Annotated in this window: 22 protein-coding genes, 16 tRNA genes and 1 rRNA gene; 35 read left to right on the forward strand and 4 right to left on the reverse strand. The window is 44.5% G+C overall.

The features are described 5' to 3' along the window. The first annotated feature begins 205 nt into the window (after positions 1-205). From rrf to ACFQ2J_RS00100, 20 genes are all read left to right on the forward strand, one after another. Positions 206-319: ribosomal RNA gene (gene rrf, locus ACFQ2J_RS00005) — 5S ribosomal RNA — on the forward strand. Between the two features lie 35 nt (positions 320-354). Continuing rightward, positions 355-429: transfer RNA gene (locus tag ACFQ2J_RS00010), tRNA-Asn, on the forward strand. A gap of 1 nt (position 430) precedes the next feature. After that, a tRNA-Ser gene (locus ACFQ2J_RS00015) sits at positions 431-523 on the forward strand. An 8-nt stretch (positions 524-531) separates the two neighbouring features. Next, a tRNA-Glu gene (locus ACFQ2J_RS00020) sits at positions 532-606 on the forward strand. A gap of 9 nt (positions 607-615) precedes the next feature. Then, positions 616-691: transfer RNA gene (locus tag ACFQ2J_RS00025), tRNA-Val, on the forward strand. 43 nt (positions 692-734) lie between these two features. After that, positions 735-811 (forward strand) — tRNA-Met (locus ACFQ2J_RS00030). Between the two features lie 32 nt (positions 812-843). Continuing rightward, positions 844-920: transfer RNA gene (locus ACFQ2J_RS00035), tRNA-Asp, on the forward strand. Between the two features lie 13 nt (positions 921-933). Further along, positions 934-1009: transfer RNA gene (locus tag ACFQ2J_RS00040), tRNA-Phe, on the forward strand. Between the two features lie 13 nt (positions 1010-1022). Continuing rightward, positions 1023-1098, forward strand: a tRNA-Thr gene (locus tag ACFQ2J_RS00045). Between the two features lie 17 nt (positions 1099-1115). Further along, positions 1116-1201: transfer RNA gene (locus ACFQ2J_RS00050), tRNA-Tyr, on the forward strand. 5 nt (positions 1202-1206) lie between these two features. Next, positions 1207-1280, forward strand: a tRNA-Trp gene (locus ACFQ2J_RS00055). A gap of 10 nt (positions 1281-1290) precedes the next feature. Beyond that, positions 1291-1366, forward strand: a tRNA-His gene (locus ACFQ2J_RS00060). A gap of 12 nt (positions 1367-1378) precedes the next feature. Continuing rightward, positions 1379-1453 (forward strand) — tRNA-Gln (locus tag ACFQ2J_RS00065). A gap of 9 nt (positions 1454-1462) precedes the next feature. Beyond that, positions 1463-1537, forward strand: a tRNA-Gly gene (locus ACFQ2J_RS00070). 22 nt (positions 1538-1559) lie between these two features. Then, a tRNA-Cys gene (locus ACFQ2J_RS00075) sits at positions 1560-1633 on the forward strand. Positions 1634-1644: 11 nt separating this feature from the next. Beyond that, a tRNA-Leu gene (locus ACFQ2J_RS00080) sits at positions 1645-1726 on the forward strand. A gap of 142 nt (positions 1727-1868) precedes the next feature. Next, the gene (locus ACFQ2J_RS00085) at positions 1869-2285 is read left to right on the forward strand and encodes a nucleotidyltransferase substrate binding protein (RefSeq protein ID WP_386055405.1); all 417 of its coding nucleotides are present in this window, start codon (positions 1869-1871) and stop codon (positions 2283-2285) included. A 145-nt stretch (positions 2286-2430) separates the two neighbouring features. Beyond that, positions 2431-3813: an aminotransferase family protein gene (locus tag ACFQ2J_RS00090; RefSeq protein ID WP_386055407.1), complete on the forward strand. Its 1383-nt coding sequence runs from the start codon at positions 2431-2433 to the stop codon at positions 3811-3813. A 180-nt stretch (positions 3814-3993) separates the two neighbouring features. Further along, positions 3994-4902, forward strand: a complete 909-nt coding sequence (locus tag ACFQ2J_RS00095; protein ID WP_386055409.1) for a thermonuclease family protein — start codon at positions 3994-3996, stop codon at positions 4900-4902. 137 nt (positions 4903-5039) lie between these two features. Further along, the gene (locus ACFQ2J_RS00100) at positions 5040-5363 is read left to right on the forward strand and encodes a pyrophosphohydrolase domain-containing protein (RefSeq protein WP_386055412.1); all 324 of its coding nucleotides are present in this window, start codon (positions 5040-5042) and stop codon (positions 5361-5363) included. 108 nt (positions 5364-5471) lie between these two features. Here ACFQ2J_RS00100 and ACFQ2J_RS00105 read toward each other — a convergent pair whose 3' ends face one another. Together ACFQ2J_RS00105 and ACFQ2J_RS00110 are read right to left on the reverse strand one after the other, a co-directional pair. Next, positions 5472-6911 (reverse strand): aldehyde dehydrogenase family protein, encoded by a 1440-nt coding sequence (locus ACFQ2J_RS00105; protein ID WP_386055413.1) that lies wholly within the window; start codon positions 6909-6911, stop codon positions 5472-5474. A gap of 119 nt (positions 6912-7030) precedes the next feature. Beyond that, positions 7031-7498 carry an Lrp/AsnC family transcriptional regulator gene (locus tag ACFQ2J_RS00110; RefSeq protein WP_386055416.1) on the reverse strand — a complete coding sequence of 156 codons (468 nt, stop codon included), beginning with the start codon at positions 7496-7498 and terminating at the stop codon, positions 7031-7033. Positions 7499-7653: 155 nt separating this feature from the next. On the opposite strand from ACFQ2J_RS00110, the gene ACFQ2J_RS00115 reads away from it, so the two are divergent. The 12 genes from ACFQ2J_RS00115 to ACFQ2J_RS00170 all read left to right on the forward strand — a co-directional run bounded on the left by ACFQ2J_RS00115 (position 7654) and on the right by ACFQ2J_RS00170 (position 18004). Further along, positions 7654-9264, forward strand: coding sequence for a gamma-glutamyltransferase family protein (locus ACFQ2J_RS00115; RefSeq protein WP_386055418.1), 1611 nt, complete (start codon positions 7654-7656; stop codon positions 9262-9264). Positions 9265-9293: 29 nt separating this feature from the next. Next, entirely contained in the window at positions 9294-9854 is a 561-nt protein-coding gene (locus ACFQ2J_RS00120) for a chromate transporter (RefSeq protein ID WP_386055420.1), read from the forward strand. Continuing rightward, positions 9851-10381 (forward strand): chromate transporter, encoded by a 531-nt coding sequence (locus tag ACFQ2J_RS00125; RefSeq protein WP_386055421.1) that lies wholly within the window; start codon positions 9851-9853, stop codon positions 10379-10381. Before ACFQ2J_RS00120 ends, ACFQ2J_RS00125 begins: the two co-directional genes overlap by 4 nt. A gap of 81 nt (positions 10382-10462) precedes the next feature. Continuing rightward, positions 10463-10903, forward strand: coding sequence for a hypothetical protein (locus tag ACFQ2J_RS00130; protein ID WP_386055423.1), 441 nt, complete (start codon positions 10463-10465; stop codon positions 10901-10903). 113 nt (positions 10904-11016) lie between these two features. After that, on the forward strand, positions 11017-11337 hold the full coding sequence (locus tag ACFQ2J_RS00135; RefSeq protein ID WP_386055425.1) for a hypothetical protein: 321 nt from the start codon (positions 11017-11019) through the stop codon (positions 11335-11337). A gap of 756 nt (positions 11338-12093) precedes the next feature. Continuing rightward, positions 12094-12164, forward strand: a tRNA-Gly gene (locus ACFQ2J_RS00140). A gap of 199 nt (positions 12165-12363) precedes the next feature. Next, positions 12364-14073 (forward strand): ABC-ATPase domain-containing protein, encoded by a 1710-nt coding sequence (locus ACFQ2J_RS00145; RefSeq protein WP_386055427.1) that lies wholly within the window; start codon positions 12364-12366, stop codon positions 14071-14073. Between the two features lie 27 nt (positions 14074-14100). Beyond that, a complete protein-coding gene (gene queG, locus ACFQ2J_RS00150; protein ID WP_386055429.1) occupies positions 14101-15240 on the forward strand; it encodes a tRNA epoxyqueuosine(34) reductase QueG in 1140 nt (379 codons plus the stop codon). 63 nt (positions 15241-15303) lie between these two features. Beyond that, positions 15304-15840 carry a methylated-DNA--[protein]-cysteine S-methyltransferase gene (locus ACFQ2J_RS00155; protein WP_386055431.1) on the forward strand — a complete coding sequence of 179 codons (537 nt, stop codon included), beginning with the start codon at positions 15304-15306 and terminating at the stop codon, positions 15838-15840. Positions 15841-15934: 94 nt separating this feature from the next. Continuing rightward, positions 15935-16798 (forward strand): amidase domain-containing protein, encoded by an 864-nt coding sequence (locus ACFQ2J_RS00160; protein ID WP_386055433.1) that lies wholly within the window; start codon positions 15935-15937, stop codon positions 16796-16798. Positions 16799-16843: 45 nt separating this feature from the next. Then, positions 16844-17317: a tRNA (uridine(34)/cytosine(34)/5-carboxymethylaminomethyluridine(34)-2'-O)-methyltransferase TrmL gene (gene trmL / locus ACFQ2J_RS00165; protein WP_386055435.1), complete on the forward strand. Its 474-nt coding sequence runs from the start codon at positions 16844-16846 to the stop codon at positions 17315-17317. Positions 17318-17758: 441 nt separating this feature from the next. Continuing rightward, complete coding sequence (locus ACFQ2J_RS00170; RefSeq protein WP_386055438.1) at positions 17759-18004, forward strand: hypothetical protein; 246 nt, start codon at positions 17759-17761, stop codon at positions 18002-18004. Between the two features lie 66 nt (positions 18005-18070). Here ACFQ2J_RS00170 and lipA read toward each other — a convergent pair whose 3' ends face one another. Together lipA and ACFQ2J_RS00180 are read right to left on the reverse strand one after the other, a co-directional pair. Continuing rightward, positions 18071-19015 (reverse strand): lipoyl synthase, encoded by a 945-nt coding sequence (gene lipA / locus ACFQ2J_RS00175; protein ID WP_386055440.1) that lies wholly within the window; start codon positions 19013-19015, stop codon positions 18071-18073. Between the two features lie 23 nt (positions 19016-19038). After that, positions 19039-19857, reverse strand: a complete 819-nt coding sequence (locus ACFQ2J_RS00180; RefSeq protein ID WP_386055443.1) for a lipoate--protein ligase family protein — start codon at positions 19855-19857, stop codon at positions 19039-19041. Between the two features lie 229 nt (positions 19858-20086). Between ACFQ2J_RS00180 and ACFQ2J_RS00185 the strand changes: the two genes are divergently transcribed. The 3 genes from ACFQ2J_RS00185 (at position 20087) to ACFQ2J_RS00195 (ending at position 23067) form a co-directional block, all read left to right on the forward strand. Continuing rightward, the gene (locus ACFQ2J_RS00185; protein WP_386055445.1) at positions 20087-20266 is read left to right on the forward strand and encodes a hypothetical protein; all 180 of its coding nucleotides are present in this window, start codon (positions 20087-20089) and stop codon (positions 20264-20266) included. A gap of 283 nt (positions 20267-20549) precedes the next feature. Then, a complete protein-coding gene (locus ACFQ2J_RS00190; protein WP_386055447.1) occupies positions 20550-22445 on the forward strand; it encodes a PrkA family serine protein kinase in 1896 nt (631 codons plus the stop codon). Between the two features lie 454 nt (positions 22446-22899). Continuing rightward, positions 22900-23067, forward strand: coding sequence for a hypothetical protein (locus ACFQ2J_RS00195; protein ID WP_386055449.1), 168 nt, complete (start codon positions 22900-22902; stop codon positions 23065-23067). Positions 23068-23336 lie beyond the last annotated feature (269 nt).

The following is a 23336-nucleotide window of genomic DNA, read 5'->3' on the forward strand; positions in this document are numbered from 1 at the left end:
CGAGGTGGAAGCGTGGTGACACGTGGAGCTGACGGATACTAATCGATCGAGGACTTATCTATATGATGATTCGCGAAAAGACACGATATGTTGAATGGCTGCACTTATCTAGTTTTGAGGGTTTATGAAAAAAGTTTAAATTACCCCTTGAAATTTTAAGAAAAGGTTAATATAATATACCTTGTCCTTAAAAAAAGCATAAAGGTTTGGTGGCGAAGGCGGAGAGGTCACACCTGTTCCCATGCCGAACACAGCAGTTAAGTTCTCCAGCGCCGATGGTAGTCGGGTTTACCCCCGTGAGAGTAGGACGTCGCCAAGCTTTTATATTAAACATGATATACTTATTAACATTGATCCACCGTAGCTCAGTGGTAGAGCAATCGGCTGTTAACCGATCGGTCGCAAGTTCGAATCTTGCCGGTGGAGCCATGGAGAGCTGTCCGAGTTGGCCGAAGGAGCACGATTGGAATTCGTGTAGACCGTTACCACGGTCTCGAGGGTTCGAATCCCTCGCTCTCCGCCATTACATCTGGCCCGTTGGTCAAGTGGTTAAGACACCGCCCTTTCACGGCGGTAACACGGGTTCGAATCCCGTACGGGTCACCACTTCATATTGGAGGATTAGCTCAGCTGGGAGAGCACTTGCCTTACAAGCAAGGGGTCGCAGGTTCGAACCCTGCATCCTCCACCATCATATACTATTGTAAGATCTCCATGAATGAGATTTACATTATCGCGGGGTAGAGCAGTCTGGTAGCTCGTCGGGCTCATAACCCGGAGGCCGCAGGTTCAAATCCTGCCCCCGCAACCAAATTATTTCAGCATTATACATTATTATAAAGTGGTCCGGTAGTTCAGTTGGTTAGAATGCCTGCCTGTCACGCAGGAGGTCGCGGGTTCGAGTCCCGTCCGGACCGCCACTTTACATAACTTGGCTTGGTAGCTCAGTCGGTAGAGCAACGGACTGAAAATCCGTGTGTCGGCGGTTCGATTCCGTCCCAAGCCACCATCTTTTCTGATTCGCCGGTCTAGCTCAATTGGTAGAGCAACTGACTTGTAATCAGTAGGTTGGGGGTTCAAGTCCTCTGGCCGGCACCATTGATATTTATTATCGTGGAGGGATAGCGAAGTTGGCCAAACGCGGCGGACTGTAAATCCGCTCCCATCGGGTTCGTAGGTTCGAGTCCTACTCCCTCCACCATACATAGGGGTATAGTTTAACGGTAAAACTACGGTCTCCAAAACCGTCAATGTGGGTTCGATTCCTACTACCCCTGCCATTGAAACGTGGCGGTCGTGGCGAAGTGGTTAACGCACCGGATTGTGGTTCCGGCATTCGTGGGTTCGATCCCCACCGGTCGCCCCATTTTTCTATTAATGGGCCATAGCCAAGCGGTAAGGCAACGGGTTTTGGTCTCGTCATGCCCAGGTTCGAATCCTGGTGGCCCAGCCAATTCAATAAGCGGAAGTAGTTCAGTGGTAGAACACCACCTTGCCAAGGTGGGGGTCGCGGGTTCGAATCCCGTCTTCCGCTCCAGTTCTATTTCTAGGAGTACCAGGGCGGCATAGCCAAGTGGTAAGGCAGAGGTCTGCAAAACCTTTATCACCGGTTCAAATCCGGTTGCCGCCTCCAAGAAACAACATGCCGGTGTGGCGGAATTGGCAGACGCGCACGACTCAAAATCGTGTTCCTTCGGGAGTGCCGGTTCGACCCCGGCCACCGGTATCGAATAGGTCGAAACTGACTAAGAAAAGTCACTGTGCTACAGTGGCTTTTCTTTTTTTTGTGTTTTCCTTAAAGCAATTAATTGTAAAGGATCAAATTCCGTTATACCATATTAGAAAAGGATAAAAAGGGGGGGGGGCACATGCAGATGGATACATATAAAGAGGCTCAGATGCTTGAGCATTTCGAACGCTTCGAAAAGAGTTTGACTATGTTGGATAACTACATGCATGCTCGGTTGGATGATCCGATTGAACAAGCGGGGTTCATACATTTTTTTGAAGTTACCTATGAACATGCTTTAAAAGTGATTTTCAGCCACCTGGATAGTAAGGGAATTCCGGTAGATACAGTACGTGCTGCCATGAAACAAAGTGGTGAACTTCCTTTCTTAAATGATGTTCGAGCGTGGTTGAAGATGGATAATAGAAAGAAATTAGCCTATTATGTTTTTACGGATAAAGTGAGGTTGGGGTTAGTAAAGGATATAAAAGATGTATATCAGCCTGAGATGAACCATTTACATTCACAAGTAAAAAGTCATTACTTCAGCTCTTAAATGTCTTCAAAGCTCTCTTCTTATAAGAGAGCTTTTTATGATTATTTAAAAACTCAAGTTGACAAAAAATTTAGAAAACTGTAAAAAGAGTATATGAGATAGGTTTTAAGTTGAAGAAGAAAATAGTAAATTAGGAGGTTTCCCTGTGATAAATAACCTTTCAATGGATAAGTTGACTCCAGTTCAATTAGCAGAATTAGACAGAAAGCATTTTCTTCATCCTACCACAAACCCAAAGGCGCATGCAGAAAATGGTCCAAAGGCGATGTTTTCAGAAGGAAAAGGGATCTACGTAAGTGAGATGGAGGGAGTACCGTATATTGACGGGGTTTCGATGCTTTGGAATGTTAATATTGGTCATGGAAATCAGGAGATTGCTGAAGTGGCTAAGGAGCAAATGTCCAAACTTGCTTACAGCTCTTCTTTCAACGGATTTTCCAATGAACCAGCAGTCCGCTTAGCTGAGAAACTGGCAACATTAGCCCCAGGTAATTTGAATTCTGTCTTTTTCACTTCTGGAGGGTCGGAATCCAATGATACGGCCTTTAAATTAGCAAGGTTTTACTGGGAATTAAATAGGAAACCTCTTAAGCGTAAAATCATTGCCCTTGGTAATTCATATCATGGTGTAACGATTGCAGCACAAACAGCTACTTCCATACCAAATTTCCACAGCTTCACGAATTCGAAGATCAAGGAAGTTTTTCATGCCAAACCTCATTTAACTGAATGTGAACGAGGCGATAAGAACCATCCTGATTATGAAGGCTGTATCAGAGATATTGTAGAAAAAGAGGGAGCAGATACGATTGCTGCAGTAATTATGGAACCTGTGCAAGGGGCTGGAGGGGTGCATATCCCACCTGAAGGCTATATGGCTGCTGTTCGTAAACTTTGCGATGATTTCAATATACTGTTGATAGCTGATGAAGTCATTACTGGTTTCGGTAGAACAGGGACGATGTTCGGCAGCGAAAACTGGGAAGCAATACCCGATTTGTTATGCTTCGCAAAAGGTGTCACCAGCGGCTATGCTCAGCTTGGGGGTGTAATGCTCAGTCAGAATGTCCGTGATACGATCGTAGAATATGAGGAAGTGTTAAGTCACGGTTTCACCTACAGTGGTCATGCAACATCTTGTGCAGTAGCGCTGAAAAATATTGAAATCATTGAACGGGAGAACCTGGTGGCTAATGCGAAAAACATGGAAGTAAAATTGAAAGCGGGACTGGAATACTTAAGTGAGAAACATAAAATTGTTACAAAACCAAGAGCAATCGGACTCCTGTCCGCAATTGACCTGTATCAAGATCCTGCGAATAATGTTCCCTTTGAAGAGGGTGTAATGGCTGCAGCTAAGGTTTGGGAAGCTTGTTTCGAAAGAAAACTGATTGCACGTCCAATACGCTTCGCTAAAGGGATGAACACCATAGCACTTGCTCCTCCGCTCATTATTAATAATCAGCAAATTGAGGACGTAGTAGGAATATTGGATGATGCCATTTCTGAATTTAGCAAGAGTTTGTAATAAATTGAACCGACTATTAAAACATTTGAAAAGTGCCTGCAGACCTTCTTGTACTGCAGGTGTTTTTTGTCATCTATTTAGTTAGCTAGTAAAATGAAAATGCGCGTCTTTATGAACTGTTAACACTATTTACACGCTAGTTAGATGAGTAACTATTATTGTTGAAAGGAGAGGTTGCACATGTTCCTGCAATCAATGAAAAATTACTCTGCACACTTTCTTCTTGCTGTTGCCCTTGTTTTAGGATTGACTGGGTGCGGTACCAATGGAGAGGGAGATAATAGTGCTCAATCCGAACAAGTGGAGCAACAGTTAAGTGAGACGCCTTCGGTAGACGAAGAAAACAACTCTGACGAAGAGCCCGTAGATGATGAAGATGCGAAAAATGAAAAGACTACGGAACAATCATCTGGAACTCCATCAGATGACGATAAACAGGTAGAAAAAGGTGACGTGGATGCAACGGTAGTGAATGTCGTGGATGGCGATACGATCGATATCCTGGTGGAAGGCAAAGAAGAGAGGGTTCGGTTACTGCTCGTTGACACCCCAGAAACAGTCCATCCAGAAAAGCCGGTCCAACCGTTCGGACATGAGGCAAGTACATACGCCGAAGAAGCGTTGAACGGGGAAGATGTACGAGTTGAATATGATGGTCCGGAGCGGGATCATTACGGACGCTTGTTAGCTTATATATGGGTTGATGGGATGAACTTCAATCAGCTGCTGATCGAAGAAGGACTTGCCAGATATGCCTATGTTTATGACCCACCTTACACGCATGCTGCATCGATGAAAGACGCTGAGAAAGAAGCGCAGCAACAAAGTAAAGGGATTTGGAGCATCGAAGGATATGTAACGGAAGAAGGATTTGTTTCTGAGGAGCAGTCAGCAGAAGCACCCTCAAGTGAATCTGATGACTATTCAGGAGAGCTTCCATACGATCCGAATGGTCCTGACCGGGATTGTGGCGACTTTTCCAGTCAGGATGAAGCCCAGGCATTTTATGAAGCGGCAGGCGGTCCAGCATCAGACCCACATGGTCTTGATGGAAACGACAATGATGGGATTGTTTGCGAGAGTCTATAACTATGGAGAGGCAGGTATCCTAGGGATACCTGCTTTTGTCGTTTTTTAAGGGAATAAACGAGTGGTTTGTCGTGTTATAGGGTTTTCGCACAGTGTAAACAGGTTAAATACTTGAATATAGAGAGGAGAGTGGGAACGTGAGCAAGCAGCATCGACTGGTGAGGGACAATGTCCCGAATATATTGAAGGGGCTTGGAAAAACGATTAAAACACGGGAACTGAATGGAATAGAATATCGAGCTTCTCTGAAGAAGAAGTTGGAGGAAGAGGTTGAGGAATATTTGAATGCATCAGACAACCGGCAGGCACTGACGGAACTTGCGGATATGCTTGAAGTCATCTACGCATTGTCCTACTCTCATGGAGCTTCCATCGAAGAACTTTACCATACCCGCGAACATCGAAGGAAAGAAAAAGGCGGATTCAAAAAACGTACCCTGTTAATAGATATCAAAGATTGATTAGTGTCGTTTAAAGAAGAGGGGCGTGGAAATGGCCTAATTCCCTCAGGGAAGTTAGTCATTTTCACGCCACCTCTAGTTCCTAAAGGCGACCTGTTTTATCCTCACTTAAAAAGCATGGTTCATACTGATGAACTTCATGTGGACCATCTCTTTGATCGCATATTTGATCCCCTCATATCCATATCCTGAAGACTTCAATCCACCATATGGCATATGATCGAACCTTAGCGTAGGTATATCATTGATCAGCACTTGGCCGACTTCCAATTCATGAGCAAAGCGGAATGCTTGTGGGAGGTGATAAGTGAAGACTCCTGCATTCAATCCGTAAGTAGAGGCGTTCATCTGCTTCAAACCTTCTTCCGCATCAGGGACGCCATTGACAATGACGACTGGTCCGAAAACCTCTTCACAGGAAAGTTTAGCGTCTGCATCTACATTTGTAAGAATTGTCGGTGTCACACCATTCTCCTGTTTAGATCCACCGGTAATCAGCGTAGCACCACCTTCGACTGCCTCATCAATCCATTGGAGAACACGTTCCTGTGACTTCTCATCTATCAGTCCGGACATGTCGGTAGCAGCATCAAATGGATCACCATAGGTCAACGCTTCGGCTGCTTTTTTGAAATGGTTCAAAAATTCGTCCTTGATTGATTCATGAACGTAAATTCTCTGAGTACTGATACATACCTGACCATTGTAGGAAAAAGCTCCGACAGCAGCTTTCTCAGCAATTTCATCAAGACGGTCTTTGACGGATTCGTCGATATAAAGGGCAGAATTGTTACCCAATTCGAGCGTGATTTTTTTCAATCCGACTTGTGATTTAATCAGTTCTCCCACTTTTGGACTTCCTGTGAACGTGATTTTTGCTACTGCTGGATGGTCGATCATCACTTTCCCTAAACGAGGGCCATCTCCCGTAATTACTTGGAATGCATCTTCTGGCAGGCCAGCATCGGTGAAAGCTTCAGCTAAGAGCATGGAAGATAACGGGGTCTTCTCAGCTGGTTTAACAATGATAGTATTGCCAGCTGCAAGTGCAGGACCGACTTTATGCGATACGAGATTAAGTGGGAAATTGAACGGTGTGATTGCACCTACAACGCCGATCGGCTGATAGATTGTATATGCATCACGGCCGGCACCACCTGGCGCAGCATCAAGTCGGATCGATTCCCCTTCCATTTTCTTCGCTTCGATTGCAGCGAATTTCAGGGTCTGCACCGTTCGGTCGACTTCACCTAATGCAAAACGGATCGGTTTACCAGATTCCAGTGTTATTGTCTTTGCAAAAGTTTCTTTCTGGTCCGCAATGATGCTGCTTGCTTTTTCCAGTATGTCGGAACGTTCAGCAGAGGTCAGCCGCTTCATCGTTTCAAATGCGACAGCCGCCTTCTCGATTGCAACTTCCATTTCCTCGTTAATGCTTTCTTTTATTTCCGTAATTTGCTCCCTTGTGTGTGGATTGAAGATGGGGTAGGTATCCCCTTCGTTCGTTGGTGGTGTGGCAAAATCTTTCAACTCTGAAAAAGCTATCATTCCATTCACTCTCCTTACCGAATTGCTTACTTAAAAGTTTACTAGAAAATCAGGGTAGATTGACTTCCCAAAGTGTCAACTATATTAGGATTGTATTGGACATTAGTTAAAATGGTTGGTTACAGCTTCAGACCGCTTCTACTTTTGAATCTGCGAAGAAGAATGTGGGATTCCACCCTGGTTATTCCTTCAAGTGCATACAATTCATTATTCACAAACGATTCCAGCTCTGTAAAATCACCGACTAGTACATGCATATGCAGTGTACTCGGCCCGGTCATTTGATAGCAGCTGGCAACATTCGGATTATTAGCAAGGTTTTCTGCCACCTCCACAAGGGCACGAGGTTCACAATCGACTTCAAAAAAGGCTGAGACACCTTTCCCTACCTTCTCGCTGTTGACGATACAGCTGAACTTTTCAATGACGCCTGCTTCCATCAGCTGATTCACTCTCGAACGGACAGCGACTCTGGAGAGGTCAAGTTCTTTGCTGATGTCTGCATAGGACATCCGTCCATCTTCCACTAAAAGTTCAATGATGCGTTTATCGGTGTCGTCGATTTTAGCTCGATCTTTACGTTCCATAGACACGACCTCCAATAGATTAAATGTCTTTATTTTTTTGTCAGAATATTTTATAATCTATACTTATACTATCATTTGTTAATTAAAAATACATGATTATCCTTCAAATGTTAAGTGAAGTGTAGCATCTATTAAACTGAAAAGGGGATTTATTTATGAAATTTGACCATTTGTATAATCCTTATCCATCCCAGCGCATGTCTACCATCGCTAATAATGGGATGGTAGCTACTTCCCAGCCGCTTGCTGCACAAGCAGGGCTTGATCTCCTGAAGCAAGGAGGTAACGCCATTGATGCAGCTATTGCTACGGCAGCCGCGCTGACAGTAGTTGAGCCGACATCCAACGGAATCGGCGGAGATGCCTTCGCCCTTGTGTGGACGAAGGGGGAATTGCACGGATTGAATGGAAGTGGACCAGCTCCGGCATCCATTTCAATCGATGCAGTGAAATCCCGAGGTCATAAGGAAATCCCTACATATGGGTGGATCCCAGTAACAGTACCGGGTGTGCCAGCCTCATGGGCGGAGCTGTCCGAGCGTTTCGGTAAACTTTCATTGAAAGAATGCTTAGCCCCCGCAATCCGCTATGCAGAGGATGGTTATCCTTTATCACCAGTGCTGGGCAAGTTCTGGAAGGCTGCCTACAAAAATTTTAAAGATAAGCTGACAGATGAAGCGTTCAAGCATTGGTTTGAAACCTTTGCGCCGAATGGGCGTGCACCGGAAATCGGTGAGACGTGGAATTCACAAGGTCATGCAGACACATTGAGAGAAATCTCAGAAACGAATGCGCAGTCTTTTTATAATGGTAGAATCGCAGATGAAATTGATGCATTTTCCAAGCAGCATGACGGCTTTCTTCGCAAGGAGGATCTATCTGCCTTTAAGCCTGAATGGGTAAAGCCGATTTCAGTGAATTACAGAGGATACGATGTTTGGGAAATCCCACCCAATGGCCAAGGATTAGTAGCATTATCCGCATTGAATATTTTGAAGGGATTCGATTTTGCTGAGAAAGAATCGGTCGATACGTACCATAAACAGATGGAAGCGTTGAAGCTTGCTTTTGCTGACGGAGAGAAATACATTACTGACCAAAAAGAGATGTCGGTTGCAGTGGAGGATCTGCTTTCAGAACAATACGGAAAAGAACGCGCCAACCTGATTGGCGAAGAAGCATTGACTCCAACAGCAGGAAAACCTCCAAAAGGTGGAACCGTTTATTTGGCTACAGCGGATGATGAAGGGAACATGGTTTCCTTTATACAAAGTAATTACATGGGCTTCGGATCAGGTCTGGTCGTGCCGGGGACAGGAATCGCTTTACAGAATCGCGGACATAATTTCTCCTTTGACCCGGAACATGATAATTCCTTGAAAGGTGGTAAGCGGACCTACCACACGATCATCCCGGGATTTTTGACGAAAAATAACCAAGCTGTCGGTCCGTTCGGCGTGATGGGTGGATTCATGCAGCCCCAGGGACACTTGCAAGTAATGATGAACACCATCGATTTCGGATTCAATCCTCAGGCTGCCCTCGACGCTCCAAGGTGGCAATGGATGGAAGGGAAGAAGATATGGGTAGAACCTCATTTCCCTTCTCATATTGCAGAAGCACTTAGAAGAAAAGGGCATCAGCTTGATGTTCAGCTTGAGCGAGGTGCTTTCGGAAGAGGACAGGCGATCTGGCGCGATAACAATACTGGAACGTTGTTTGGTGGAACAGAATCACGGACAGATGGAAGCATTGCTGCCTATTGATCCAGCAAAGGACGGAAGGAGGAAACATCATGAAACAATGGCACCTGTTCCTGGCTTTCTTTCGCGTGGGAATGCTCGGATATGGAGGAGGGCCTTCCTCCATCCCTCTTGTCCATAAAGAAGTCGTAGAAAAGTATAAATGGATGGACGATGATGAATTTGCAGATATACTTGCGCTTGGTAATTCCTTGCCTGGCCCGATTGCAACAAAGATGGCTGGTTATATCGGGTATCGCGTTGCAGGACTGCTGGGTATGATCAATGCGGTACTGGCAACGATCCTTCCTACCATCACGATCATGATTGTCCTGCTTACATTCTTGTCCAGCTTCCGCGACAAAGCATGGGTGAACGGGATGACGCAGGCAGTCGTGCCAGTAGTAGGAGTGATGCTGGCAGTGCTGACTTATGACTTTTTCAAAAAGTCACAAAAGAACCTTGGATGGTTACTGGCATTGGTACTTGGAGGTCTTTCCCTGGTGTTGATTGAATTTGCTGGGGTGCATCCTGGGCTGATCATTCTTGTGCTTCTCGTTTATGCACTCGTAAAGCCGGCATCGTCCTCTTCTAAGAAGGAGGGTACTCCATGAATTATTGGGAAATATTCGTAGCCTTCTTCATTCCTGGAATTGTCGGTTATGGAGGAGGACCAGCCTCCATTCCGCTTGTCGAAAACGAAGTCGTTGGCCGGTTCGGGTGGATGTCCGTCAATGAATTCAGTGAAATGCTCGCGATGGCTAACGCACTACCTGGCCCTATCGCGACAAAAATGGCAGGGTATATCGGGTTTCAGCAGGGAGGAATATTAGGATCGGTGGTAGGTGTATTCGCAACGGTGGCACCATCATTGATACTGATGATCGTTCTGCTCAGTATTTTATACAAATTCAAAGATTCACCTAAAGTAAAACGGATGACTGCACTCATCCGACCAACAATTGCGGTTCTACTCGGAGTGATGGCCTTTCAGTTCTTTGTTACCTCTTATGATGGAGCTGGAGCGCTGCAGACCATCTTCCTTATTGCGGCGAGCTTCATTTTGCTTGAGAAAGTGAAGCTTCACCCTGCGTTTGTAATTGTTGGATCGCTGCTTTATGGCGCGTTCTTTCTTGGATGAAAAGGCTGTCCCCTATGGGCAACTTTTTTTAATGCAACTTTTTCCATTATTGAACGACTAATCCATAAAGGGGGTAGAGCAATGAGAAAATGGTTTGTGATTGTTATGACGGCATTCTTATTCGGTTGCCAATCCGAAGCTGAGGTGTCTGGAAATGAAAGCGAAGCAAGTCAGTTAGCGGATGAAATGGTCATTACACAAGCTGTAGGCGAGCGATTCGCCGAAGACAATTTTAATATGGAATGGGTGGAAGAGCTGGAGGTAGAACTTGAAAATCAAAAGCTCCTTTTGATCATTCAGTCAAATAAACGCGTGACGTCTGACGACTTTTTGCCTGCTGTTGAAGCCTTTTTACGAGATGTTTCAGAAGCTACGGTGGGGAGCGATCCTATGACTGATGGATTTGGGACGATCTACGACAAGTACGATGTAAAGGTAACAATCAAAGAAGAACATGATACTCACATCGGCGAAATGAGTAAAGGGATTCAATCGATGCAGTGGAGTCTCATTCAAAAATAATTCAGTACTCTACGAGAGAAGATTGATTAGAATCCAATCTTCTCTTTTTCTACTTTCAAATAATATGAAACATTTTCCATTCATCTGCGTAAAACAAGTAAAGGAGGAATCAGATGAAAAAATTATTGGTTGTGCTGATCACCATCGTAGCAGAAACGATTGCTTTGGCGATTGTCTCATACATAACTGGGTGGAATTTGATGGACATTCTCTTTCTCGGAAGTATCGTAATCTTCGGCATTGTTTGGCTGTTCTACCTATCCACACATCAAAGCGGCAATGTGATGAACGCAGGAATAAGGGGAACAACTGGTTTTAACGGGGGAGAAATCAAGCCATTCAGCTTTGCTCTTACACCAGTAACCATTGGAATGGTTGTGTTCATCGCTGGAAGTCTTGTGGTAACACTAATCCATTACGCTTCCTATTTCTGAAAAAGAGCTCGGGATTCCGAGCTCTTTATAATGAATTTTTTCTAAAGAATTTCGAATTTTTCAGCTTGGAACAAGCATACAATAGCTCAAGGAAGGAAATTCCATAAATTAAAATCTCCCTCATTTCGACAAAAAATCACGAAATCCATTGCGCCGTAATATCCGCATTGTTATAATGAAAAACATATTCACGAGTGACGAGCAAAGCTCCCACCGAGTAAGTTACGAGTTGCCCCGACGGACGGATCTTCTTCCCCGAATAATCTAGCAGAGGAAGGGGGACAGAACCATAGGTAATGCTCAATTTAACGGATGTGCGCAAGCGGGTGTAGTGACGAGCAAAGCTTCCACCGAGTAAGCTACGAGTTGCCCCGACGGACGGATCTTCTTCCCCGAATAATCTAGTAGAGGAAGGGGCACAAAACTATAGAGCGTGTACTAACTAACTTATCTCAACTTAAAAACGTGCGGGTGTAGTGACGAGCGACACTTCCACCGAATAATCTACGAGTTGCCCCGACGCACGGCACTTCTTCTTCGAATAAGCTAGCAGAGGAAGGGGCATAAAACCATGGAGCGGGCTCAAACCATAACATTACTACTAAAATCGCGCGGGTGTAGTGACGAGCGACACTTCCACCGAATAATCTACGAGTTGCCCCGACGCACGGCACTTCTTCCCCGAATCAACTAGTAGAGGAAGGGGCACAGAACCACGGAGCGTGTTCAAATAAACATATTTCCACCTAATAACGTGCGGGTGTAGTTTAATGGTAAAACCTCAGCCTTCCAAGCTGATGACGAGGGTTCGATTCCCTTCACCCGCTTTGACCGCAATTATTTTTCCTGAAATGGAATAGGATCAAGCAGGATTGGTAACAATTGGATTACTTGATCGTATTCTATCCTAAGTGACCAACGCAGTGTTTCGTTTGAAAAGGCAAACGAAGCATTGCGTTTTTATATGGGGAAAAACGGATACCATCCTAATAGAAACTTGTTTAAAATAGATTGGAGAGATTTAAAATGAACAAACTTCAACAGTCACTCAAATCCATGGATGGGAAAAGTTATAAAGGATATAAGAGCCTGCAGGGGACTTATCAATTCCAGAAATTCAAATTGATGATCGATTACGTTCAGGGGGATCCTTTTGCAGCCCCGTCAAAAATACGTGTGTCTGTTCCCGGCAATAAGCGGAAAATCCACCCAAGCTGGCTCGAAACGAAAAGGCGTCGGATCTATGCAGAAGATCGCTTGACAAGGGAAGTTTTCCAGACGATTGACAAGCTGCACTTTTCCATCAAAGGATCAGGAAAGAGCGGCATGGTAGCAATAGATCGTCCTGGCCAGGAGATTTTGGAGCGGACGTCGGTTACACTGGATGAAAAGGGTATGACCATTTGCCTTACGATCGGCTTACCGGCGAATGGAAGAAGAATTAATGGCAACGAAGCGGAGAAACTTTTCTTCCAAGTAGTTCCTCAAATAATGGACAAGTCGATTTTCTCCATTGACGATGGTGAGATTGATGAAGCGATTCAACTTGCAGATCAGCACGATGCTATTGAAGCTGCAATGAAAGAAAACGATTGGGTATCATTTGTGGCGGATGGTGCGATTCTCCCACGAACGAGTGGGATCAGTGATCGACCTATGAAAAAAGCTGTTCCTTTTAAAAGCCCTGAGGCGAACCGTGTAGAAATCAATCTGCCTCACCGGGAAGAGCCATTGACGGGAATGGCGTTAAAGAAAGGAATCGTACTGATTGTCGGGGGCGGTTATCATGGTAAAAGTACCCTGTTGAAAGCGATTGAACGTGGGGTGTATCCTCATATTAAAGGGGATGGACGTGAATATGTATGGACAGATGGTTCTGCGATGAAGGTGCGCGCGGAAGACGGACGTCAAGTGACTTCTGTAGACATCTCACCATTCATCAAGAACTTACCGCATAGCGTGGATACAACGAGTTTCACCTCAGAGAATGCCAGTGGAAGCACATCCCAGGCAGCTAATGTAATGGAGGCGCTGGAGGCAGGAGCAAAGACACTGCTGATTGATGAAGATACGAGCGCAACCAACTTCATGATCCGCGATCAGCGCATGCAGGAGCTCGTGGTAAAAGAAAAAGAGCCGATCACTCCGTTTATTGATAAAGTGCAACAATTGAAAGATCAGCTTGATATATCCACTATTCTTGTAATGGGTGGATCAGGAGACTACTTCGATGCTGCCGATGAAGTGATCATGATGGATCATTATCTTCCATTCAATGTGACGGAAAAAGCGAAGGATATCTCAGCAGCACACCCTGCTCACCGACAGAGTAGCCAGGAAGAATCATTTGGTGATACACCTAAGCGTGCATTTTCACCTGCAAGTATCCAAGCGCAAAGAGGCAAGAAGTCAAAAGTGCAGGCAAAAGGGAGAACGACGATCGTGATGGGGAAGACTGATATTTCCCTTCATTATGTCGAGCAGCTCGTTGATCCTTCCCAAACGCGGATGATAGCAGATATCATCAGTTACCTGGATAAAAAGAGCAGACTTAATGAGGAGCTTTCACTGACGGATTTGCTTGATCGGATTGAAAGACAAATAGATGACCAAGGCCTTGCGAGTTTCGCACCGTTCCAAAATCAGCATCCTGGAGAGCTGGCAAGACCGAGAAGGCAGGAAATTGCCGCTACTTTGAACAGGATGCGTACAGCTAAGGTCAACAATATGAACTAATGCATCATTAGAAAGGAGGGGAGCATGATGGATTACCATCAGTTGCAGGAAGAAGTAAAGGCATATGCTAAGGAAATCGGAATTGATAAGGTCGGTTTTGCATCTGTGGACGTGTTTGGAGAGTTGAAAGCAAGGCTCGTCAGGCAGGAACAGCTTTCCTATCAATCCGGTTTCGAGAAAGGTAGTGTAGAAGAACGGACAGAGCCTGCACGCCTATTACCCGAAGCTCAATCCATCATTTCGATTGCACTTGCATACCCCTCGAAAATGAAAGATGCACCGAGAAGTACAAGAGGAGATCGAAGAGGAATTTTTTGCAGGGCATCCTGGGGCAGGGATTATCATGATGTACTGCGGGATCGCCTGAATAAGCTTGGGGAATTTTTGAAGGAAAAAGTTCCTGAAGTCAAATTCAAGTCGATGGTCGACACTGGAGAGTTGGCTGATCGAGCTGTTGCAGAACGGGCAGGTATCGGTTTCAGTGGGAAAAACTGTGCAACCATCACGCCTGAATTCGGCTCTTACGTCTATCTCGGTGAAATGATTACGAATATACCGTTTATTCCGGATGAGCCGGTCGATGACAGCTGTGGCGACTGCAATATTTGCGTGGATGCCTGTCCTACGGGAGCACTTGTGCAAGGGGGGCAACTCGATGCCAATCGATGTATCGCATTCCTTACTCAGACGAAAGGGTTCCTGCCTGATGAGTTCCGAAGTAAAATCGGGAATCGTCTGTACGGGTGTGATACGTGCCAGACCGTATGTCCAAAGAACAAGCGTAAAGATTTCCATCTGCATGAAGAATTCGAGCCTGACCCGGAACTTGTGAAACCGAAGTTGAAACCTCTTCTCTCCATTTCAAACCGGGAATTCAAAGAGAAGTTCGGTCCGATGGCTGGATCATGGAGAGGGAAGAAGCCAATTCAGCGTAATGCGATATTGGCTTTGGCTCACTATAAAGATGAAAGTTCGGTAGATGAACTGATCCGATTGATGAACGAAGATCCAAGACCAGTCATTCGAGGTACAGCAGCATGGGGACTAGGGAAGATAGGTACAGCTCAGGCTTTTGAAGCTATTGAACAGGCATGGGAGAAAGAAAATGATGAATCAGTTCGTGAAGAAATGAAAAAGGGCTTGGACTTTTTTACCAATTCTTACTGATTGCCTTCACTAACAGGCGTGGCTTTTGTATAATGATAGAAAACCTTGAGAAGGGGGTTGTATATGAGTAAACGTTCCTTTCTTTATTATGATGAGGTAGAGACGCCGGTCGGGCCCATCACGCTTGTCCAGGATCATAAAGGATTATGCCGGGTAGACTTTGGTACATTCCAAAGTTTAAGCACTCATCATAATAATTGGGCGAGAAAATATTTCCTCTGTCCTGAATTTACGAAGGACACTGCAAAGCTTAGCGAGGCGAAGCGCCAATTTCTCCAGTATTTCCGTGGGGAACGGTTTGAATTTGATTTGAAGTTCCAGTTTTATGGTACCCCCTTCCAACAGAAGGTTTGGAATGCTCTGTATGAGCATATACCATATGGAGAAACGAGAGCATACAAAGATATTGCCATGGCAATCCAGGCTCCTAAAGCCATCCGGGCAATCGGTGGAGCAGTCAACCGGAATCCCTTATCGATCATCATCCCGTGCCATCGAGTAATCGGTTCAAATGGGAAACTGGTCGGGTATAATGGAGGACTGGATATCAAACGGCATCTGTTGGAAATGGAAATGCCGAAAGCGCTATTCAACTTTTAATTTTTAGATCGTGTATCAGGAGATCAATTCCTGCACGATCTTTTTTGTTTTTATCAACGTTTTCTCCTCATACATTAAAAGGGGAGGGGTGCGAATGATTACGGGGGCAGAATTGAAATCACATTGGTACAAGACATTGTCATCTCCTGAGAGAATAAGAACCATCCACTTTTTAGATGAAAAATGGAAACTGCATAAGAGGCGCGGCTATCGGATCGTCCGGGTGGCCGGAGAAATCAAACCCTATCAAATGATGCGGAGTGCTTATACACCTCAACGGATGCGTTATATCCTGCGATTGAGTTTCGTCATAAAAAAAGATGAGGCATTTTATGTGGAAGAACAGGAAGTTGAATGCGAAACATTTTTTGAAGAAGGCAGCTATACCCACCACTTTATAGAAGAGGCTGTCAGTGAGCGGGATGAAGGGATGAAATACGAACGGATTCCGCTTGGAGAAGCGGAGGATTTGCGATTTGATTATGACCGGAGAAGCGCTGTTCGGTATGCTGAACGGTGGTGGAATAGTTACAATCCAGAGTATCAGCATTTTGAAAATGACTGTACCAATTACATTTCCCAGTGCTTAAGAGCGGGAGGTGCACCTCCATGGGGACATCATAACCGTAGCAAAGGCTGGTGGTATTCAGGAAAGTCATGGAGTTTCAGCTGGACGGTGGCCAATGCGATGCGATGGTACTTGAGTGGCTCAAGGCAGGGGCTGACTGGCAAAGAAGTCTCCTCTCCTGAGGAGCTCGTGCCAGGGGATGTCATCTGCTATGATTTCGAGGGGGATGGTACGTGGAACCACACGACAATGGTGATTATGAAGGATACGGATGGCATGCCTTTAGTGAATGCTCACACAACGAACAGTCGCCACAGATACTGGTCTTATGAAGATTCGACTGCTTATACACCGTATATCCAATATAAGTTTTTCCGGATTGGGGAGTAACGTATGTTATAATATCCAGGTTACTACCAACACGAGGTGAAAAACATGCCCATCCATATTGTATTGTATCAACCTGAAATCCCTGCTAATACTGGAAATATCGCACGAACATGCCTTGCTACGAATATTCATCTCCACTTGATCCGTCCACTCGGATTTTCCACAGATGATAAAATGCTGCGACGTGCAGGATTGGATTACTGGCATGATGTGAGTATCCGCTATCATGATTCAATCGAGCAGCTTTATGAGACTTTTCCACAAGGCGAGTTTTATTATATTGAAAACTTCGGGACCAAGCATTACACAGATTTTGATTTCAGTGATTCTGATAAAGATCTGTTGTTCGTCTTCGGAAAGGAAACGACCGGAATTCCCTATGAACTGTTGGAAGGAAAAGAAGACAGATGTCTGCGCATCCATATGACAGATAAAGTCCGGTCACTGAACCTTTCCAACACAGCAGCAATTCTTGCATATGAAGTATTGCGCCAACAGGATTTCCCAGGCCTGAAATAATTTTAAATAGAATATTATTGTATATTTACGAGAGTGGATGATTTTTTGTTCAGCTACGGATAGGGGACAGGAAAGCGAATCGTTCCCTGCCTTCCTAAATTACACAAAAGAAAAAGATCGCACATAAATGCGATCTTTTCGTTATGGATTATTTTTGTGGGTTACCTGGTTTTTCATCGTAACCGGCTGTGAAAATAGAAGTCAAGAACGCGACACATACCAGGATGATCAATGTCAAATTCATACGACTGCCTCCTTTATGCGAAATCCAATACAAACTGCTCTGTCCATTATAACTAATTTGTACCAGCTTGTGAATCTTTAATCAGGATAAATTATGAAACCTTTATGGAATGATGTACAGGTGCCCATACATCCTTACCTCCCTTCACATATGGTGAAGCATAGGCTTTATCACTATGAGAATGGAGAGGATTACGCGTGCAACATACACCATATTTTGATCCGAACTTAGCGTATTACCATGGAGAAGCGCAACGAGATTTTGGGCATCACTATAATCAGCATCAGGATGATCGCTTCTTCGGAGGTCCATTCGTCGGTGGGTTGCTTGGTGGATTGGTAGGGAGCGCCTTGTTCCCTGGTCCTTATTATTATCCACAATATCCGCCGTATGGATATTACCCGTATTATCCACCTTATGGCGGAGGCTACGGATACTGGTAAATTCAAGCAGTAAAAACGAATATAGAGAAAGGGTATCAGCTTGATGGCTGATACCCTTTTTAATGCTTAGAATTTCACTTCGTCCAGCTCTTCACCTTGGGATTCATATCCCTTCATATACTTGATCCTGCGCTGGGCTGATGTTTCATTGACCTGTTCATCCGCATGATAGGAAGAGCGGACCATCGGGCCTGCTTCGCAATGCTTGAAGCCTTTTTCCATTGCGATTTTCTTCAGTTCTTCGAATTCATCCGGGTGATAGTAGCGTTCTACATTCAAGTGTTTTTTCGTTGGCTGCAGATATTGACCGATCGTCATTATATCGACATTGTGTGCCAGCAAATCATCCATTGCCTGGACGATTTCTTCCTTCGTTTCACCAAGTCCGACCATGATGCTCGATTTCGTTGGAGTGTCCGGTGCAATCTCTTTCACTCGTTTAAGAAGTGTCAATGACTGATCATACATCGCACGTGCGCGGACGCGTTTCGTCAACCTTCTGACTGTCTCAATGTTGTGGTTGAAGATATCCGGTTTTCCATCCATTAAGGTATGAAGGCTTTCATAGTCCCCTTTCATATCAGAAGGGAGTATTTCAACTGTACAACCAGGTACCCGTCGGCGGATGGCTTTCACTGTTTCTGCAAAAACTGCCGCTCCACCATCTTTCAAGTCATCGCGGGCAACAGCTGTAACGACGACGTGCTTCAATCCCATGATTTCCACAGACTCGGCGACACGTTCCGGCTCGCCCCAGTCCAGCTCATTTGGTAAGCCTGTTTTTACAGCACAGAAACGACATCCGCGTGTACAAGTATCTCCTAGAATCATGAACGTTGCAGTTTTGCGCTCACTCCAGCATTCATGAATATTCGGACAGCGGGCTTCTTCGCAGACCGTATTCAGTTTTTTGTCACGCATCAATTTTTTCAATCCTGTGTAGGACTTGTTCGTGTTGATTTTGATTTTTAACCATTCAGGCTTTCTTATGTACTCATATTTTTTAGCCATGGTTGGTCTCCTCCTTCAACGTGTTATCTAGAATAATTCCACTCGTCGTTCCGGTAACGTTCTTCTGCCAGACGATTGACCTCTTCCAGCTGTTCGGGTGTAAGTTCCAATGGTTCAAGCTCAATTCCCAACCCTTTCTCGAAGCCTGCTTTGAATGCGGATTTCACATCATCAAAAGAAACAGGTGTAGACAGGATTTCGTTGATGGCGACTGCTTTGTCGCCAAAGGCTTTCCTTGCGCGTTCTTTCACACGCTCGTTCGGATAGGTGAACAAATCGAACAGTTTTACATCGTCGACATCAATCGGTATGGAGCCATGCTGCAGGATTACACCTTTTTTCCTTGTCTGTGCACTTCCAGCTGCTTTCTTATTATCAACAATCAACTCATACCATGACGGTTCTTCGAAGCAGACAGCAGAGCCTGTAGCATCGAGACTTCCATCTGGAATTGCAAACTCCGCTTTGATACCTAAGTTTGTAAATCCTTCAAGCAATCCCTGCGATAGAATCAGGTAGGCTTCTTTGACGGATTTCGGCATGGATGGATGTTCTTCAGACACGATGACGCTGTAGGTCAACTCCTGATCATGAAGGACTGCGCGTCCTCCAGTCTGTCTTCGAACCAGTTCAAAACCGTGGCGTTTAACTCCATCCAAGTCGATCTTACCTTTGGTTTTCTGGAAGTAGCCGACGGACAGACCAGCCGGTTCCCAGCCATAAAAACGTAAAACAGGAGGAATTTTACCTTCACTATGCCAATTGAGCAGTGCCTCATCCAGCGCCATGTTGAAGGCTGGTGTGGCATGTCCTGAATCGACATATAACCATGATTCGGTCATGAGGACCCTCTTTTCTATTTTTATATTTACACTTTAGCGAAGTAAAAAGTACATGCTTATTCTAACAATGGGAGCTTTCAAGTGTCAAAGAAGATTATGGAAACTGTCAAAGGGGTAAAGGTTCATCACTCATGCTTTCAGCGAACATAGATGCGAATGTTTTCCCCGTTCTCGTTTATAATGGTAAGTATAGAAGTTCATGCTCCATAACCGAAAAGGAGGGACTGGCATGAATCAGACGGTTTTCTCAAGTATCTTGTTCCTTTCCATTGCTGTCATCTGGCTACTTTTCGCTATCCTATTTGAACAGTTCCGATACATGAACATCGGTTTGGCGGTCATTTTCCTGTTTCTCGGCTTCAGTAAGTGGAACACGCATAAAAAGGGTAAGGACTGGATGGAAGAATGATATTAAATGCAGCGGCATAACTGTCGCTGCTTTTTTATTTTGGGGTATTCGCGAAATTATTGCTGATTAGATTATCGGTAACACTCTAGAAAAAAATTCAACTCGCGAAATTGACTTTATCAATCCGATTATGAATCCTGCTTCTGCGCTGCGAAACACCACACCATTACAGGTAAACAAAACTCCTGCTGCTTTTATCACTATTCTAATCATCACTTTCCCCCTATGGACATAGACTGTATTAAATCAGCTTTTGCCTATCATCGACAGGGGAGGTCTTTTAGTGGACATATTGAAAAAGATTCAGGATTTTAGGGAAGAAGAGGAGAAGCTGAAGTGGGAAGGTAACTTTGCAGAGTACCTGGAGTTGTTGAGAGAACGTCCTTATTTAGCACAATCAGCCCATTCGCGCGTTTATAATATGATCAAAGATGCCGGAATTGAAGAGGTGAATGGTCATAACGAATATAAGTTCTTCAGCCATGAAATCTATGGTCTTGAAGAATCTATGGAGCGCTTAGTAGAAGAATATTTCCATCCTGCAGCGAAGCGGCTGGATGTTCGTAAGCGGATCCTATTGCTTATGGGGCCGGTAAGTGGAGGTAAATCCACGCTTGTGAATGTGCTGAAACGTGGACTCGAAGCGTATTCACACACTGATAAGGGTGCTGTTTTTGCAATTAAAGGTTGTCCGATGCACGAGGACCCACTTCATTTAATTCCGCATCATTTGCGGGCAGATTTCTTTGAAGAGTATGGAATCAGGATTGAAGGTAATCTATCGCCATTGAACTTGATGCGACTGGAAGAAGAATATAGTGGAAGAATCGAAGATGTTCAAGTGGAAAGGATTTTCTTCTCAGAAGATAAACGTACAGGAATAGGGACGTTCAGTCCTTCTGACCCTAAATCCCAGGATATCGCGGATTTGACTGGTTCAATCGACTTTTCAACAATTGCTGAGTATGGATCTGAGTCGGATCCACGGGCATACCGTTTTGACGGTGAGTTGAACAAAGCGAACCGTGGTATGATGGAGTTCCAGGAAATGCTGAAGTGTGATGAGAAGTTCCTATGGCACTTGCTGTCATTGACACAGGAAGGTAACTTCAAAGCAGGCCGATTCGCACTCATTTCAGCAGATGAGTTGATTGTGGCCCATACGAATGAAGCGGAGTACCGTTCTTTCATCGCGAATAAAAAGAATGAAGCATTGCATTCGCGGATGATTGTCATGCCTGTACCTTATAACTTGAAAGTCAGTCAGGAAGAACGGATCTATGAAAAAATGATCCGCCAAAGCGACATCAGCAATGTGCATATCGCACCACATACGCTGAAGATTGCAGCGATGTTTACTGTCCTTACCCGCCTGAAAGAATCGAATAGCGGCCAGGTTGATATATTGAAGAAAATGAGACTGTATGATGGAGAGACGGTCGAAGGTTTCAGTGATGTAGATGTCAATGAATTGAGGAAAGAGTTCTCGGATGAAGGCATGAGTGGTATCGATCCACGTTATGTCATAAACCGGATCTCTTCGACGATCATCAAGAAAGAAATGACATCGATCAATGCTCTTGATGTACTGCGTTCTTTGAAAGATGGACTTGATAGTCATGCTTCCATCTCCAAGGATGATAAAGAGCGATACTTGAACTTCATTTCCATGGCTCGTAAAGAATACGATGAAGTTGCCAAGAAGGAAGTCCAGAAAGCGTTCGTCTATTCCTATGAAGAATCTGCGAAGACATTGATGGATAACTATCTGGATAACGTTGAAGCATACTGTAACAAGTCGAAACTTCGTGATCCATTGACCGATGAAGAACTGAATCCGGATGAGAAGCTGATGCGTTCCATTGAAGAACAGATCGGCATTTCAGAAAATGCTAAAAAAGCATTCCGTGAAGAAATTCTTATTCGAATCAGTGCTTATGCAAGAAAAGGGAAGAAGTTCGATTACCATTCTCATGAACGTCTCCGTGAAGCGATTCAGAAGAAGTTGTTCGCTGATCTGAAAGATGTCGTGAAGATTACAACATCGACGAAAACGCCGGATGAACAGCAGCTTAAGAAGATCAATGAAGTCATCGCAACGTTGATTGATGAGTATGGATACAACTCCAGTTCCGCAAACGAATTGCTGAGGTATGTCGGAAGTCTATTGAATAGATAAGAATAAAGTTCTGAGAAAAGGAAAAATCCGGACAATTCGTCCGGATTTTTTTGTGGGATAATTTAATAACAGCTTCGCCAACACGCTTCACTTTCCATGGGCACTGCCTCAGCCTACTCAGAAAGTAAAGACCGCTTGGCTTCGGGGGTTCGGACGCGTGCCATTACCCGCAGGAGTCTAGTTAAATTGATAATGATTAAATCATTACTCTAATAGTTGCCGTTACGATTAAATTAAAGCGAATAGGGAGAAGGAACAATGAGACTCCTGCGTGAAAAGTAAGGGTGGCAAGACCCCGGAAGGCTAAAGCCTGAGGAGGCTTGCCGTCTTCCCCGCGGAAAGCGAGTTGTTCCTTCTTCCTCTTCATCTCAACCATAATGAAACGGCTTGATGCACCTTATTACAGTTTTAGCTTCATTCGCAAGTGGGTACATTATAAGTGAGGTGATGCGATATGGGTATGAAAAGAGATGAAAAAGATAAACCCAAGAACAGCTCCATGGCTAAGGACATGGAAGAGATCAAGCATCAAGGGAAAATCATGGAACATATGAACACGAATGAAGAAGTGAAAAGAGAAGGAAAGAAGCCAGACCCTAAGCAACACGACGAAAATGAATGAAAGGAGGCAGCCTGCCTCCTTTATTTTATAGCTTTCAATAGTCCTTCAACCATCCATGATTGATAAGGAATTCAAAGATGGGATAATCTAACGATAGTAATTGATGGAAGGAAAAAGGAAGATATATGAAAAATTTGTTCTTCAATGTCGAAAAATTGTAAAAAGACGTACCACTCCCGTCTGCTTTATTGTTATAATGGACGTGTTGTTTTCGTTCAAAAAAATAGGGTATATATCTTGAAGAATAAAGACGTTCGAATCTATAATAG

Origin of the sequence: Thalassobacillus hwangdonensis, assembly GCF_042675915.1 — a bacterium.
In the GTDB taxonomy this organism is placed as follows: domain Bacteria; phylum Bacillota; class Bacilli; order Bacillales; family Halobacillaceae; genus Thalassobacillus_A; species Thalassobacillus_A hwangdonensis.